13 protein-coding genes are annotated in these 14,358 nt (G+C 59.9%); 9 read left to right on the forward strand and 4 right to left on the reverse strand.

Translation table 11 applies throughout. From position 1 onward, the window contains the following. Nucleotides 1-76 precede the first annotated feature (76 nt). Complete coding sequence (locus ACR0JN_RS16320; protein WP_480887173.1) at nt 77-478, reverse strand: DM13 domain-containing protein; 402 nt, start codon at nt 476-478, stop codon at nt 77-79. Nucleotides 479-1,032: 554 nt separating this feature from the next. Beyond that, nucleotides 1,033-2,628 carry a GMC family oxidoreductase gene (locus ACR0JN_RS16325; RefSeq protein ID WP_480887175.1) on the reverse strand — a complete coding sequence of 532 codons (1,596 nt, stop codon included), beginning with the start codon at nt 2,626-2,628 and terminating at the stop codon, nt 1,033-1,035. A 109-nt stretch (nt 2,629-2,737) separates the two neighbouring features. Here ACR0JN_RS16325 and ACR0JN_RS16330 point away from each other — a divergent pair, with 109 nt between their 5' ends. The 4 genes from ACR0JN_RS16330 (at nt 2,738) to ACR0JN_RS16345 (ending at nt 6,856) form a co-directional block, all read left to right on the forward strand. Next, the gene (locus tag ACR0JN_RS16330) at nt 2,738-3,976 is read left to right on the forward strand and encodes a TRAP transporter substrate-binding protein (RefSeq protein WP_480887176.1); all 1,239 of its coding nucleotides are present in this window, start codon (nt 2,738-2,740) and stop codon (nt 3,974-3,976) included. Nucleotides 3,977-4,041: 65 nt separating this feature from the next. Beyond that, the gene (locus tag ACR0JN_RS16335) at nt 4,042-4,707 is read left to right on the forward strand and encodes a TRAP transporter small permease (RefSeq protein ID WP_480816386.1); all 666 of its coding nucleotides are present in this window, start codon (nt 4,042-4,044) and stop codon (nt 4,705-4,707) included. Next, complete coding sequence (locus ACR0JN_RS16340) at nt 4,707-6,065, forward strand: TRAP transporter large permease (protein WP_480887178.1); 1,359 nt, start codon at nt 4,707-4,709, stop codon at nt 6,063-6,065. The genes ACR0JN_RS16335 and ACR0JN_RS16340 overlap by 1 nt, the downstream gene beginning before the upstream one ends. An 11-nt stretch (nt 6,066-6,076) precedes the next feature. Beyond that, the gene (locus ACR0JN_RS16345) at nt 6,077-6,856 is read left to right on the forward strand and encodes an IclR family transcriptional regulator (protein ID WP_480887181.1); all 780 of its coding nucleotides are present in this window, start codon (nt 6,077-6,079) and stop codon (nt 6,854-6,856) included. Between the two features lie 63 nt (nt 6,857-6,919). Here the strand turns inward: ACR0JN_RS16345 and ACR0JN_RS16350 are convergent, their stop codons facing one another. Then, complete coding sequence (locus ACR0JN_RS16350) at nt 6,920-7,654, reverse strand: response regulator transcription factor (protein WP_480887182.1); 735 nt, start codon at nt 7,652-7,654, stop codon at nt 6,920-6,922. Then, nucleotides 7,651-8,841 (reverse strand): GAF domain-containing sensor histidine kinase, encoded by a 1,191-nt coding sequence (locus ACR0JN_RS16355; protein ID WP_480887185.1) that lies wholly within the window; start codon nt 8,839-8,841, stop codon nt 7,651-7,653. Before ACR0JN_RS16355 ends, ACR0JN_RS16350 begins: the two co-directional genes overlap by 4 nt. 223 nt (nt 8,842-9,064) lie before the next feature. Here ACR0JN_RS16355 and ACR0JN_RS16360 point away from each other — a divergent pair, with 223 nt between their 5' ends. Genes ACR0JN_RS16360 through ACR0JN_RS16380 form a run of 5 tightly spaced genes read left to right on the forward strand, consistent with a single transcriptional unit; the run spans nt 9,065 to nt 14,356 of the window. Beyond that, a complete protein-coding gene (locus ACR0JN_RS16360; RefSeq protein WP_480887186.1) occupies nt 9,065-10,081 on the forward strand; it encodes a substrate-binding domain-containing protein in 1,017 nt (338 codons plus the stop codon). Nucleotides 10,082-10,084: 3 nt separating this feature from the next. Continuing rightward, the gene (locus ACR0JN_RS16365; protein ID WP_480887189.1) at nt 10,085-11,557 is read left to right on the forward strand and encodes a sugar ABC transporter ATP-binding protein; all 1,473 of its coding nucleotides are present in this window, start codon (nt 10,085-10,087) and stop codon (nt 11,555-11,557) included. Beyond that, complete coding sequence (locus ACR0JN_RS16370) at nt 11,554-12,480, forward strand: ABC transporter permease (protein WP_480887190.1); 927 nt, start codon at nt 11,554-11,556, stop codon at nt 12,478-12,480. The genes ACR0JN_RS16365 and ACR0JN_RS16370 overlap by 4 nt, the downstream gene beginning before the upstream one ends. Then, nucleotides 12,477-13,454, forward strand: a complete 978-nt coding sequence (locus ACR0JN_RS16375; RefSeq protein WP_480887192.1) for an ABC transporter permease — start codon at nt 12,477-12,479, stop codon at nt 13,452-13,454. The genes ACR0JN_RS16370 and ACR0JN_RS16375 overlap by 4 nt, the downstream gene beginning before the upstream one ends. Further along, nucleotides 13,451-14,356, forward strand: coding sequence for an SMP-30/gluconolactonase/LRE family protein (locus tag ACR0JN_RS16380; protein WP_480887195.1), 906 nt, complete (start codon nt 13,451-13,453; stop codon nt 14,354-14,356). The genes ACR0JN_RS16375 and ACR0JN_RS16380 overlap by 4 nt, the downstream gene beginning before the upstream one ends. Nucleotides 14,357-14,358: the final 2 nt, after the last annotated feature.

Genomic DNA, 14,358 nt, shown 5'->3' on the forward strand with positions numbered 1-14,358 from the left:
CCTCCTCAGGTGCCGGGAAAAACGACAAAAACCGCCCACATCAGCGGGCGGTTTTCCAAAGTGTGTAAGCGGGCGCTTAACTCAGCGGGGCCACCGCCAGGATCACGGTGAACTTTTCGCAGTAGATATAAAGCTCGTTGTACTTGCTTGTGTCGATCCCGGCTGGGATTTTGAACGAGGCTTCGCCCTTCTTGACGGTCAGCTTGTCATGAATCTTCGAGCCCTTGGCATAGGTCTCACCATTGCCGAAACCGATCTTGATGTCCGGCGGGTTCTTGCCCGGATCAAAGACGTAGTCGCTTTTGAGTGTGACGGTATCGCCAGTGACCGAGACCGTTCCCTTCACGTTATAACCGCGACGCCCGGACAGACTGCCGGTGCGTGCCTTGTCCCCGGCAAATGCAGCGGGTGCTCCGACCGAGAGTGCGGCTGCCGAAGCAAGCCCCAGCTTTACGAATTGGCGGCGTTTGATCATCATGGCGAATGTCCTATCCAAATCTGAGATGGAAAGATGCTGAACAGACTATGGGCGCGCTGCCAACTCACATCGCGTCGAGGGAATTTGAGAGTCTGAAACAAATGGGTTCTGTTACAAACTCTTCCACTATCCGTCGGGTGGACCATGGCTCTTGTAGCTGCACGCGGGCCGATCTCGGTCGAATGCTCGCATTTCCCTAATGAAGTGATCCCGTAGGCGGTCGGTTTCTACCTGCGGTATGGTGTTTCCCACTGGTATCGGGAAGAAGTCATGATCGGGCGTGGCGTTGCCGTGGATCACGCGATATTGAACCGCTGGCTAAGCTGGTTTTGCGGCTGAAGCTGCGATGCCGCAGATCGCCGGTGGCGCAGGGACGAGTCCGATGTGAGAGGGAAGGGGTTTAGCTTCAACGCACCATGGGTCGCGAGGTGTTTCAGTTCAGTTGGAGACGCTCAATCCCCTCTACTTCAAAACTCTGGATCACTCGGGGACATCGCTGCAAGAGCGTCCAGAAGTGCGACACCGGTTGTGATCCTGCCTAGGAAGCGAACCGGTTACCTGTCCGCAAGAACCAGATCGCTGGCCTTTTCTCCGATCATGATGGCGGGTGCGTTGGTGTTGCCGCTGACGATCTCGGGCATGATCGAGCAATCGGCGACCCGCAGGCCTGCGATGCCTCTGACCTTCAGCTGGGGGTCGACAACAGCGCTGTCCGCGTTCCCCATCGCACAGGTCCCGGTCGGGTGGTAGATCGACACAGAGTTCGACCGGGCCCAGTCCAATGTTCCGGCGTAGTCGTCCGGTGACAGGGTCGCGTCTGGCCGGAACTCCTCGGATATTTTGGACGCCAAAGGGTTATGGCGGGCGATTTTGCGCGCGATGTTCACGCCGTCGACAAGGGTTCTGCAGTCGGTTTCTGTCGACAGGTAATTTGGCACGATGCTGACATACTGCGCCGGATCGGGGCCGTTCAGGCGCAGCTCGCCGCGGCTTTCGGGGCGCAACTGGCAGACCGACATGGTGAACGCGGAAAACGGGTGCACCCCCTCGCCGGGACTGTCGGCTGACCATGGTTGAACGTGGAACTGGATGTCGGGGGTCTGAACCTCGGGGCGGGTTTTCAGGAAACCGGTCGCAAGGCTGGCGGCCATTGTCATGGGACCCGCGCGGAACAGGGCGTATTTCAGCGCGATGCGCGCCTGATTGAACAGGCTGCGCACCTCGTCATTCAGGGTTGGTTCGTTGCATTTGAAGACCAGTCTGGCCTGCAGATGGTCCTGCAGCCCCTTGCCGACACCCAGCAGAGCATGCAGGGGCGCAATGCCGTTTTCCGTCAGGTGATCGGGGTCGCCAATGCCCGACAGCATCAAAATCTGCGGCGAGTTGATCGCGCCACCCGACAGAATGACCTCCCGCCGCACCCGGATCGTTTTCAGAGTGCCGGACCGGTCGCGGTATTCCAGCCCTGTCGCTTTCTTCCTGTCCAAAGTGACGCGCGTCACCAGCGCGTGGGTGATGATGTTCAGATTGTTACGGTTGCGAATGGGCTTGAGATAGGCAACAGCCGCGCTGCAGCGGCGGCCATTTCGGGTGGTGAGTTGGAAATACCCCACGCCCTCCTGATCGGCCCCGTTATAGTCGGGGTTGAACGGATAGCCCGCAGCCTGCGCGGCGGCGACCCAGGCGTCGCAGATCGGGCGCTGGATGCGCATGTTGGACACGGACAGAGGGCCGCCGGTGCCGTGGAATGCGTCCTCACCCCGCTCCTGATCCTCGCTGCGCTTGAATAGCGGCAGCACATCGTCCCAGCCCCAGCCGACATTGCCCATCTGACGCCAGCGGTCGTAATCCTCTTTCTGGCCGCGCACGTATAAAAGACCGTTCAGCGAGGATGACCCGCCCAGCACCTTGCCGCGCGGCCAGTCGATCGACCGCCCGTTCAACCCCGGATCGGGCTCGGTCCGATAGCACCAGTCGACGGATGGGTTGTGCATGGTCTTGAAATACCCGACGGGGATGTGAATCCACGGATTAGTGTCCGGTCCCCCGGCTTCAAGAAGTGCGACTTTGGTGTTGGGATCAGCGCTTAGCCGATTGGCGATGACACAGCCCGAGGAACCTGCTCCGACGACCGCATAATCAACTTCCATAATCGCCTCCTCCCAAGGTCGCTGAAAAAAACTCTATGCAAGATGCAGGAATTAAGCTAGCATTTTTTGATACAAAATGTCTCAATAATTGCGATATGGGAGGATGGCAATGGAGATCGGTCGGAAGTTAAGCGGCATTTCGCGGAGGGATTTCTTCCGCGTGGCCGGACGGTATGGCATGAGTTCCACTCTGCTGGCTGCAGGAGGTTTTGGCGGTGCGATGAGCCTTGCCAACCTCGCGCAAGCGGCGGAATCAACGTATGAAAAACGGTTTTCGAAAGAACCGAAGCACACGCTGAAATTCGGTGCGTCGGGATTCAACACCCGCAACCTGTTGATCGAACGCGCAGGTGCGATTGAATTCGCAAGGGATCTTGAAGAACGCACCGACGGAGAGATTCGTATCGAGTTCATCGGGGACAATCAGATTTGCGGTCAGCTGAGCTGTGTCGAGAAGACTCAGCAGGGAATCGTCGACATTTACGCCGCCTCGACCCAGAACTCGGCCGGTGGCGCGCCTTATCTGAACGTGCTGGACTATGCCTATATGTTCCCAAGCCGGGCAGCGCAGTATCATTTCTTTTACAGCCCGGCGAGCCAGCGCATTCTGCGCGAGCCGCTGGAAAAACGGCACGGGCTGAAATTCCTGTTCACCCATTGCGAATTGCGCGGGCTGCAGATGGGCTCGACCTTTGCAGACAAGCCGACCGTCACCAAGCTGGAGGAGCTGTTTGGCACCAAAAACCGTGTGACGGGCACCCAACTAGGCAGGATCGCGATGCAATTGCTGAACCTGAACCCGGTGCCGGTGGCATGGGAAGAGACACTGGATGCGCTGAAAACCGGGCTGATTGACGGGGCCGAAACCTGGGCCTCGGCCGTGGCCTATGCCAATATGGCGCCGGTGGTATCGCAGTCGGTGAACCTGAAGTTCTTCTGCGGAACCGAGCATACCTCGATGTCGGCCAAGGTCTTTGACGAGCTTGGTGGCGAACTGCAGGATGCGGTGATGGAATCGTCCTATTTCACGCAGGCACTGATCCAGGGTGCAAATGAAGCGGCGCTTCTGAACACGGTCGGCTTCTCGGAGCCGCAACTGCCCGATACGATCTTTGCCGAAAACGGCGTGCGCCCGGCGTTCCTGCCTGACGATCAGATCAAGCTGGCGGAAGAGATGTGTGCCCCCAACTACAACCCAGAACCCTGGGCGCAGTGGCGCGAGCGGCTGAACAAATGGGCCGGTGGCATCGACACCTATCAGGAGATCTACGACATCGCGCGCGAGATCCCGGCAGACACCCTGCCCGAGAATGTCGAACCCCGCCGCTGGTGGATGGGCACCGCCTGACAAAGTCTTGAGCCGGCCCGATCATCGGGCCGGTTCCCTAATCACCGACTGGGAGGACGGGGTTCATGTCATTTTGGGCAGACATCGGCGCGATCTTCAGCGCGCTCGCCAGCCAGGATTCGTTCGAGATTCAATCGGCATTGCGATCCGACGCCGCTTGGACGGTCGGCGCGGTTGCCGCAGCACTTGGCGGGCTTTTGATCATGTTCATCTACCGCAAGGTGCCCTTTGTCGAACGTCACCTCGAACGGTCGGTGATGGTCTATTCCTATCTCGCGATTGCGCTGATCATCTTCTGGGGCGTCATTGACCGTTTCGTGTTCAACGACCAAGAGCCGTGGTCAACCACCATCCCCCCGCTTCTGTTCATGGTGATGGCGTGGTTCGGCGCGTCCTACAATGTCCGCCTGCGCACGCATCTGAGTTTCAGCGAGTTCCGCAGCGCGATGCCGCGGGGCGGGCAACTGGCCTGTCTGATACTGGATGCCGTGCTGTGGTTCATCTTCGCGGTGATCGTCATCGTGACAACCTCCCGTCTGGTGGCCCTGTCCGCGTCGAACTTTCAGATCGTGCTGGGTACGGACAACATCATGCAATGGTGGTTCCTTCTGGCCGCGCCGCTGTCATTCTTCCTCATGGTCGGGCGGGTGTTTCAAAACCTGGCCGATGATTTTCACAACTGGAAAACAGGGCAGCCGCTATTGCAGCAGGCTGTGATCGGGTCGGACTGATGGCGGACGGAACATGGGTCACACTGATCTCGCTCGGGGTCACGTTTCTGTTCATGCTGGGCGTGCCGGTTCTGCTGGTGATCAGCTATTGGGTCATCGGCTGCTCGTTTGTGCTGGGGCTGACGCTGGACAATATGGGGGCCGAGCTTCTGAACGTCTTCAACAAGGGGTTCGCGCTGCTGGCGATGCCGCTGTTCATCCTGACCGGAGACCTGATCAACAAATCCGGCATCGCGCGACGCCTCAGCGATTTCGCCTATGCCTGTCTGGGCTGGATACGGGGCGGGCTGGCCATGGCCTCGCTGGGGGCCTGCGGGCTGTTCGCGGCGATCTCGGGGTCGAACTCGGCCACCACGGCGACGATCGGGTCCATGCTGCACCCCGAGATGGTCAAGGGCGGCTATGACGAACGGTTCAGCGCCGCCACCGCCGCGGCGGGTGGTACGGTCGGGATCATCATCCCGCCCTCGATCATCTTCATCGTCTACGGGTTCCTGATGAACCTGCCCATTTCCGAGCTGTTCGTGGCCGGTATTCTGCCCGGCGCGCTGATGGTTATGGGTATGCAACTGGCCTGCTGGATCATCTGCCGCCTCAATGGCTGGGGCTATCTGATCCCGCTGCAACTGAACCGCATCCTGAAAACCGCCTTTGGCGCATGGCTGGGGTTCTTTGCCATCGGCCTTGTCCTGTGGGGGATCTACACCGGCAAGTTTTCCCCGACCGAGGCGGCGGGCGTCACCGTTGGCTTCTGCGTGATCGCCGGGCTGGTCAGCTATCCGATCAACCGCATAATGGGCGCCCGCAACAACATCCCGCCGACCGAAAAAACCTATGCCGAGATGCTGGTGGTTCAGGGGTTCACGATCCCGGAAATCCCCTCGATCGTGATCCGGTCGGCGCAGATCACCGGCATTCTGGCCCCCTTGATCGCGGTGTCGGTGGTGATGCAGCAAATCCTGTCTCTGTTGGGCGCGCAACAGACCATCGGTGATTTCGTGACGTCCATGGGTGGGTATTATGCGGTGCTGTTCACCTCGATGGTGATCGTGTTCTTTTCCGGCATGGTGCTGGAAAGCCTGCCGGTCACGATCATCCTTGCGCCGATTCTGGCCCCCATTGCGGCTTCAGTCGGAGTTGATCCGATCCACTTTTCGGTGATCTTTCTGGTGGGCGCGTCTATCGGGTTCATCACCCCACCTTACGGGTTGAACCTTTATGTGGCTTCCGGCGTGACCGGCGTGCCCTATTTCCGGTTGCTGCGCTACACGGTGCCGTATCTGGCGGCGCTGCTGTCGGTGTGGATATTGGTGTCGCTGGTGCCTGATCTGGCCTTGATCCTGCTGCCAAACAACTAGAATGTAGCGGGATGGCCGACACAGATGCACCAGAAAGAGACACCCAGATACCGACAAACCTGCGCCTGCTGCTGATCCTGGAAGAGGTCGCCCGGCGCGGGGTCGCGGTAAAACCGTCGGATCTGATCGACACGCTGGGTCTGGCGAAACCCACGATCCACCGCCTGCTGCAAACCGCCGAGGCCGAGGGATTCCTGCAACGCGATCTGGATGGCCGCTCGTTCGGCCCCGGCCCGCGACTGCGTCAGCTGTCGGTCAATACGATGTCCTCGGAACATCTGCGCACCGCCCGTCTGGCGATTTTGCGCGGGGTTGCGGATGAAATCGGCGAAACCTGCAACCTCGCCGTGCCGGACCGCGAAGGGATGATCTATCTCGACCGGATCGAAACCAAATGGCCGCTGCGTATTCAGTTGCCAATCGGAACTCAGGTTCCGTTTCATTGCACCGCAAGCGGCAAGATGTATCTGTCCACGCTGCGCAGGAACACCCTGGATGGGTTTCTTACCGCCCGGAGCCTGAGCCAAAACACCGAAAAAACAATAGTAGACCCCGACGCGCTGCGCGATGAGATCAAACGCATTTCCCACGACGGATACTCGACGGATAATGAAGAGTTCATGCCGGGTATGGTTGCCGTCGCCGTTCCTGTCCTGGACGAAAATGCAAGACTCGTTGCGACTTTGTCCGTTCACGCCCCGTCTCAGCGGCATGATTTGGACAGCTTAACGCAGTTTCTGACCTTGCTTATGGCGGGATCGGGCAAACTTTCGAGCTTGCTTTCGTCTTGACCTCAGCAACGGTGAGCCTCGGTCAGCCAACCGAAACTTTGGCACGGAACCCTGCACAGACAATCACACACTGTGCGACTGAACTCTGGGCAACCAGTCACCGAGTTCTTTTTCCGCTGCGGCTATCGCTTCGATATTCAAAATCTGCGCGCGTATGGCCTTGGACACTGCCCTGACACGCTTGTTGATTGTAACATCGGTTCCCGCCAGCGGCAGATCGTTTACATCCAGCTTCTCGTAGATCGACAACAATCGGTTCTGCACAGTGCGCAATGCCAGTTTCCGCCGTTGCGCGATGGTTTTGTCCGACAATCCCAAAGCCAGATCGGACAGGATGGCAAGTTCGACCTCGGTCAGGGCCTCGCCCGCGCGGTTCTGATCGCGCTGGATCTGATGTATTTCGCGGTCGACGACGATCTGGGCCTCGACCAAAACGGCGCGCAGGGCCAGATGCATGCGGGACGGGCTGGCGGTTTTTAGGACGTAGCCATAGGCGGCCTCTTTCGGGACGATCCGGGTGATGCCGCGCAGATAAGCCTCGTCGGAATAGTTGGACCAGAACAGAATGCGCGTCGCGGGCCGTTCCGCCCAGATCGTTCTGGCGGCCTCGATCCCATTGCGCTCTTTCATGCGCAGGTCCATGACAACCGCTTCAACCGCGTGCTGGCGGGCCTTCACCTCGCCATCGCGCCCGTTGGTCGCCACGCTGACTTCGGTGGCTTCCGGCAGGGCTTCGGACACGATCTCTTTCAGGTAGGTCGCGTGCATGGCGTCATCTTCGACCAACAGAACTTTCATTCCACACCCTCAGAGTTTGCACATTCGGACACCGGCAGGCTGACTGCAATTTCGGTGCCGCTGGATTGGTCTATTGAAAACTGCGCCCCGATCAACTGGGCCCGCGTCCGCATATGGGTCAGGCCGCCAGACACCCTTTGATCAATATCTCGGGTCGCACCGATTCCGTCATCCCTGATGCGCAGATACAGGCCGCCGTTGCACTGGATTTCAACCGTGATCTCGCTCGCTTGCGCATGGCGGACGGCGTTGTTTATGGCCTCTTGCGTGATGCGGAACAGTGCAATGCGCCTGGCCTCGGACAGTCTATCTACCAGACCGTCGGACAAATCCCGCACATCGATCTCGATCTGCTGGTCCGCGCCGACAGCGCGTTCTAAATGTGTCCGGACCGCGTGTTGAAACCCGAACAGTTCAAGCAGAGACGGAATCGACATGTCGATGATGCCACGCAGATCCTGAATGCAGCTTTGCATGCTGGCCTGCAGGGCGTCGATATCCTGATGCGACTTGCAGCGTTCCAGATCGCGGCTGATCCGGGTCAGATCGGCCAGCGTCTGATCGTGCAGGTCCATTCCGATACGTTGACGTTCCAGTTCCAGAGCGTCCGTCAGGCTGGATGCGCCCTGCCGCAATCCCTCCTCGCGGGCCTGCACCTCGGCGCGCATGATGGCCTCGCGTTTGGCCTGTTCTGTCGCGCGCAACGCATAGAAATAGGGGGCCAGGATATCTGCGATGTTGCGCACCTGTTCGACGGCATGCTCGTCATAGAAATCAGGCTTCTTGGACGAACAGTTCAGCGCGCCGATTGTGCGCCCCAGCACTTTCATCGCCACATTGACCCGGCTGCGCATCTTGTGGCGAATGATCGGCCCGGCATCGGCCCCTTCGAACACGTATCTTGGGTCTTCCAACGCATTCCCGGTTAGCAGGCTGTCGCATTTTCCCAGCAGAATGTCCCGCACCGGAGATACTGCAGCCGGGGCGCGGGTGCGGCTCCAGCTTGTGTGCAAGCCGACCTCGTAACTGGTGTTCAGGGCCCCGTTTTCGTCGATCAGGCAGACATCCAGATGATCCACTTCCAGAATTCGGTCGATCTCGGATTTGACCGAGCGCAGCGCGGATTTGATGTCCAGATTACCTGCCAGATGATTGGAAATCCGCAGGTAATAAGCAAGGTCTGCCATGTGCGCGCCCTTCTTGAAACCGGCCTCAGGCGTCCGGCACACGTGACTATATCGCCTGCCCGGGAACATGTCATGCGGACTTCCGCCGCGAATTTGCGGGAACCCGCAAGCTTTGCGCGTGTCTTACTCTTACGCAATCGGCGCGGGCGGTGAATCCTTTTGCTGCCGGCTGGAGGAGGCGGGCACAGTTTGCGCGGCGGTTGGGCCGCTCAGGGAGGATAAGATGACACTGAAGGCCATATTGCTCGGCGCGGTTGCCGGGACCACCTTAGTTGCTGCTGCATCCAGCGTTGCGGCGGATACGTCTGACAAACGCATTGCACTGTCGAACAACTATGCCGGAAACTCGTGGCGTCAGGCGATGCTGGAAAGCTGGAAAAAGAACGGGGACGCCGCGGTTGCCGAAGGCATTGTCGCTGCAGCTGATGCGTTCACAACCTCGGAAAACCAGGCCACCGAGCAGGCGGCGCAGATTCAGAACATGATCCTGCAGGGCTATGACGCCATCGTCATCAACGCAGCCTCACCCACCGCGATCAACGGGGCGGTCAAGGCGGCCTGTGACGCGGGGATCACCGTTGTGTCCTTTGACGGCATCGTGCAGGAACCCTGCGCATGGCGCATCGCCGTCGACTTTCAGCAGATGGGCCGCGAACAGGTGAAGTACCTCGCGGAACGTTATCCTGATGGCGGCAACCTGCTGGAAATTCGTGGTCTGGCCGGTGTGTTCGTCGATGACGAGATCAGCGCTGGCATTCATGATGAGGTCAAGAACTCCAATTTCGAAATCGTCGGTTCGGTGCATGGCGATTGGGCGCAGGATGTGGCGCAAAAAGCCGTTGCCGGTGTCCTTCCCAGCCTGCCCGAGATCGTGGGTGTCGTGACCCAGGGCGGTGATGGCTATGGCGCGGCGCAGGCGATTGGGGCCACGGATCGCCCGATGCCGACCATCGTCATGGGCAACCGCCAGGACGAGATGCAGTGGTGGGCCGATGAAAAGGCGGCCAATGGATACGAGACAACCTCGCTGTCAATCGCGCCCGGTGTCAGCACGCTGGCCTTCTGGGTTGCGCAGCAGGTTCTGGATGGGGCGGATGTGCCCAAGGACCTGACCGTGCCCTTCCTGACCATCACACAGGACGATTTGGAAGAAGCCCTGAAAACCACGCCCAAGGGCTCGGTCGCCAATGTTGAATATACATTGGATGAGGCTAAGGCTGTCATCGCCGACTCCAAGTAATCCATGACGGAAACCCAAAAAAGACCCGGCGCATCCGATGCGCCGGTTGTCACGCTGGACGGGGCCGATATGTCCTTTGGCCCGGTCCACGCGCTGCGCTCCGCGTCGATCACCATCGGCGCGGGCGAATGCGTTGGGTTGGTGGGACATAACGGGGCCGGAAAGTCGACACTAGCGAATGTGATCAACGGACGGCTCACCCAGACTGGTGGGACCGTTCTGTATCGTGGCGGAGATGCGGCGCTGAGAAACAGCCAGAACGCGCAAAACGCCGGGGTGCGCAGCGTGTTTCAGGAACTGTCGCTATGTCCGAACCTGACCGTTCTTGAGAATCTGCGCATCCCCTACCGCAACATGCCCCGCAGGGGCTGGCGTCGTCTGGCGCAGCAGAAGATCACCGACGCGCTGGACCTTGTCTTTCCCGGCCATGGCATCCGCGCGCATGCGACCGTGGGCGATCTGACCATTGCCGAGCGTCAGATGGTTGAGATTGCGATTGCCTTTGCCGAGCGCGACCGTGTGGCCCGTCTTGTTATTCTGGATGAACCGACATCTTCGCTGGATGCAGCCATCGCCCAGCAATTGTTGGATCATATCAAACGGTTCTGCGCCTCTGGCGGGGCGGTTCTATTCATCTCGCACATGATGGGTGAGGTGTTCGAGGTCGCAACCCGAATCGTCATCATGAAAGACGGCCAGATTGTCGATGACCAACCGGCTGGGGCCTTTACCCGCAGCAGTATCGTCGATGCCATGGGTCACGTCGCCCCCGATCATGACGACGCGGAGGAGGCCGGTTCAACCCGCGACCTTGGGCCCGAGGTGATCCAGTCCGAGAACGGCCTGAATGCGCGAAAAGGCGAGATCGTGGGTCTGGCCGGTTTGGCCGGGCACGGGCAAGCCGAGGCTTTGGCGCAAATCTTCTTCGACCATTCCTCGGTCTGGAAAACCCAGAAACGGCCCGAAGTGGTCTTCGTGGCCGGGGATCGGTCGCGCGACGGAGTGATGCCGCTTTGGTCGATCCTGCGCAACCTGTCCCTGACCACGCTGCCCGAGTTCAGCCGTAGGATCATGGTGGATCGCGGCAATGAGGCCGGGCTGGCGCAAAACTGGAAAGAGCGGATCGGAATTCGCACCGCCAACCTGCTGAACCCGATCCTGTCCCTATCGGGCGGAAACCAGCAGAAGGTTCTGTTTGCCCGTGCGCTGGCCTCGGGCGCGCCGATTGTGGTGATGGATGACCCCATGCGCGGCGTGGATGTGGGGACCAAGAAAGAAGTTTACCAGATGATTCAGGATGAGGCCGCCAAGGGCCGCAGCTTTCTGTGGTATTCGACCGAGACGGATGAAATTCTGGAATGCGACCGGGTCTTTGTGTTCCGCGCAGGCGCAATTGCTGCGGAACTGAGCGGCGACGACATTTCCGAGGAAAACATCCTGCGCGCCTCGTTCGAAATGCAGGAGGCCGCGGAATGACCGCCGACCGCATGCGTCTTTTGCTGCCGGTTTTGTCACTGGCTGTTTTGCTTGGGGCGGTATTCTACCTGCAGCCCCGCGCGATGAGCTATTTCGGCCTGAACCTGCTGTTCAATCTGGCAATCCCGGTGGCGCTGGCGACGATTGCGCAGATGATGATCATCATGGTCAACGATATCGACCTGTCGATCGGTACCTTCGTCAGCTTCTGCGCCTGCGTGACGGCGACTTTCGTGCATGACACGCCGCTGCTGGGATATGCCATTCTGGCTGCCGCCATTCTGGCCTATGCGGCACTGGGTGCCCTGATCCAGCTGCGTGGCTTGCCTGCCATTGTTGTGACGCTGGGCATGTCTTTCGTTTGGGGCGGGCTCGCGGTTTTGATCCTGCCGTCACCCGGCGGTGCCGCGCCCCAGTGGCTAAAAACGCTGATGAGCCTTAAGACGCCGCTGGTGCCCATTGCCGTGATTGCGCCGCTGGTCATTGCCTTTGCGGTTCATCTGCTGATCAAGCGGTCGTGGGTCGGTGTGATCCTGCAAGGCGTTGGCGGAAATGAACGCGCGATGGAGCGGGCAGGGTGGTCCGTGGTCAAGCTGCGTGCCGGGGCTTACGGGCTGGCCGGGCTGTTCGGCGTTCTGGCCGGGATGTGTCTGGTCGGGTTGACGACCGCTGCGGATGCCAATATCGCGCTGCGTTACACGCTGTTGTCGATTGCCGGAGTGATCCTTGGCGGCGGCGAGTTCGTGGGTGGCCGCATCTCCCCCTTCGGCGCGGTAATCGGAGCGCTGACGCTGACGCTGGCCGCCAGCTTCCTGTCCTTTCTGCGACTGTCCCCGGATTGGCAGATCGGCGCGCAGGGCGCGATCCTGATCCTGGTACTGGCCGTGCGGCTGCTGTTCGTGCGCAGGGGGGCGACCGCATGACGGATGAGGCAACACCGATGGCCGCGCCCCGCGGCCCTTTGCGCAATCTGCTGCGTAAACCCTGGCTCTGGGCTTATGTGGCGGCTGCGCTGACCTTTGGCGCGACCAGCATGATTGCCGGATCGGGGGCGGGGTCGTTGCTGTATGCGGCGCTGACCTTTGCCTCATTCTCGGCGATTGTCGGGATCGGGCAGATGTTGGTGATCACGCTGGGGCCGGGAAATGTCGATCTGTCGATACCAGCCTCGATGACATTGGCTGCTACGCTTGCGCTCAAGTTCATGGACACGCAGACCGGGCTGATCTTGCCCGGATTGCTGGTCGCTATCGGCGTCGGCATCGGCTGCGGGGTTCTGAACTTCACGCTGATCCTGCTGCTGCGCATTCCGCCGATCATTGCGACCCTGTCGGCGTCTTTCCTCTATCAATCACTGGCGATCTGGTCGAACCGGGGCCTGCGGATCAAACCGCCCGAGCCCCTGGCCGATTTCGCCACCGGTGGAACGCTGGGCGTGCCCAACGTGGCGCTTGTGGGGATCGGGTTGGCGGTGCTGGCTTGGCTTTTGCTAGAACGCGCCATCGTCGGGCGCTGGATTTCCGCCATCGGCCAGAACCTGCGCGCTGCTCGGCTAAGTGGCGTTCCCGTAAACGCGGTGCGGTTCGCCGTCTATGTGAACTCGGCTGTCTGTGCCGCACTGGCCGGGTTTCTGTTGGCCAGCTTCTCGGGAGGCGCGAACCTGAACATGGGCACAGAATACATGCTGATGTCCATCGCCGTGGTCGTGATCGGAGGGTCCTCGATCGGCGGGGGCAATTCCAACGTGCCGGGCATCTGGGGGGCTGCACTGTTCATGTTCCTCATCGTTTCGATGCTGAACTCTTATGGGTTGGGCGCCGGTATTCGGCTTGTTTTGACCGGTCTGGTGATCGTCGGCGTCGTCACTCTGGCCAATCGGAAAGGATATAACGCATGACCAGCACACAGCTATACGATGTCGTCCGTCCCGAGTTTAGCGATCTGATCCATGCCAATCTGGCGCTGTCGCGCATATCCACCGGGCATACCTGGACCGAAGGACCGGTCTGGTTTCCCGCGCATAATACGCTGCTGTTCTCGGATATTCCCAATGAACGCATCCTGCGCTGGACGCCGGATGCGGGCACAAGCGTTTTTCGCACCGCATCCAACTATGCCAATGGCAACACCCGCGACCCACAGGGCCGTCTGGTGACCTGCCAACACGGGACCCGATCTGTCGTGCGGACCGAGCATGACGGCAGCCGGACCGTTCTGGCCGATGCATATCAGGGCAAACGTCTGAATTCACCAAATGACGTGGTGGTGCACTCGGACGGGTCCATCTGGTTTTCCGATCCAACCTACGGAATCCTGTCCGATCTGGAAGGACACAAGGCCGATCCCGAACAGGATGGAAATTATGTGTACCGGGTGGACCCCGAGGATTTCTCGCTAACGCCCGTCGCGGATGGATTTGTTCAACCCAACGGGCTGGCCTTTTCCAAGGATGAAACGCGGCTATACGTTGCCGAGTCTGGCAGCAGCCACGATGCCTCGGTCCCGTCGATCCTGAAAGCCTTTGATGTCTTGCCAGACGGCACCCTGACCAACGGACGCCGCTTTGCCGAGATCGACAACGGTCTGCCTGATGGACTGCGGGTGGATCGCCATGACAACGTCTGGTGCTCTGCCGGGGATGGCGTGCATGTGTTTTCCCCGTCCGGAGACCTGCTGGGCAAGATTCTGGTGCCCGAACGGGTCGCCAACCTGACCTTTGGCGGTGAGCGCGGCAATGTGCTGTTCATCACCGCGACCACCTCGGTCTATTCGGTTTTTGTGAATACGGCGGAACGCTAGGG

Source organism: Ruegeria sp. G12 (genome assembly GCF_056533565.1).

Coding starts and splice junctions, on each gene's coding strand:
- ACR0JN_RS16345 (WP_480887181.1), top strand. CDS start 6,077: ATGGCCGACACAGATGCACCAGAAAGAGACACCCAGATACCGACAAAC.
- ACR0JN_RS16380 (WP_480887195.1), top strand. CDS start 13,451: ATGACCAGCACACAGCTATACGATGTCGTCCGTCCCGAGTTTAGCGAT.
- ACR0JN_RS16355 (WP_480887185.1), bottom strand. CDS start 8,841: ATGGCAGACCTTGCTTATTACCTGCGGATTTCCAATCATCTGGCAGGT.
- ACR0JN_RS16350 (WP_480887182.1), bottom strand. CDS start 7,654: ATGAAAGTTCTGTTGGTCGAAGATGACGCCATGCACGCGACCTACCTG.
- ACR0JN_RS16375 (WP_480887192.1), top strand. CDS start 12,477: ATGACGGATGAGGCAACACCGATGGCCGCGCCCCGCGGCCCTTTGCGC.
- ACR0JN_RS16330 (WP_480887176.1), top strand. CDS start 2,738: ATGGAGATCGGTCGGAAGTTAAGCGGCATTTCGCGGAGGGATTTCTTC.
- ACR0JN_RS16340 (WP_480887178.1), top strand. CDS start 4,707: ATGGCGGACGGAACATGGGTCACACTGATCTCGCTCGGGGTCACGTTT.
- ACR0JN_RS16360 (WP_480887186.1), top strand. CDS start 9,065: ATGACACTGAAGGCCATATTGCTCGGCGCGGTTGCCGGGACCACCTTA.
- ACR0JN_RS16320 (WP_480887173.1), bottom strand. CDS start 478: ATGATGATCAAACGCCGCCAATTCGTAAAGCTGGGGCTTGCTTCGGCA.
- ACR0JN_RS16325 (WP_480887175.1), bottom strand. CDS start 2,628: ATGGAAGTTGATTATGCGGTCGTCGGAGCAGGTTCCTCGGGCTGTGTC.
- ACR0JN_RS16335 (WP_480816386.1), top strand. CDS start 4,042: ATGTCATTTTGGGCAGACATCGGCGCGATCTTCAGCGCGCTCGCCAGC.
- ACR0JN_RS16370 (WP_480887190.1), top strand. CDS start 11,554: ATGACCGCCGACCGCATGCGTCTTTTGCTGCCGGTTTTGTCACTGGCT.
- ACR0JN_RS16365 (WP_480887189.1), top strand. CDS start 10,085: ATGACGGAAACCCAAAAAAGACCCGGCGCATCCGATGCGCCGGTTGTC.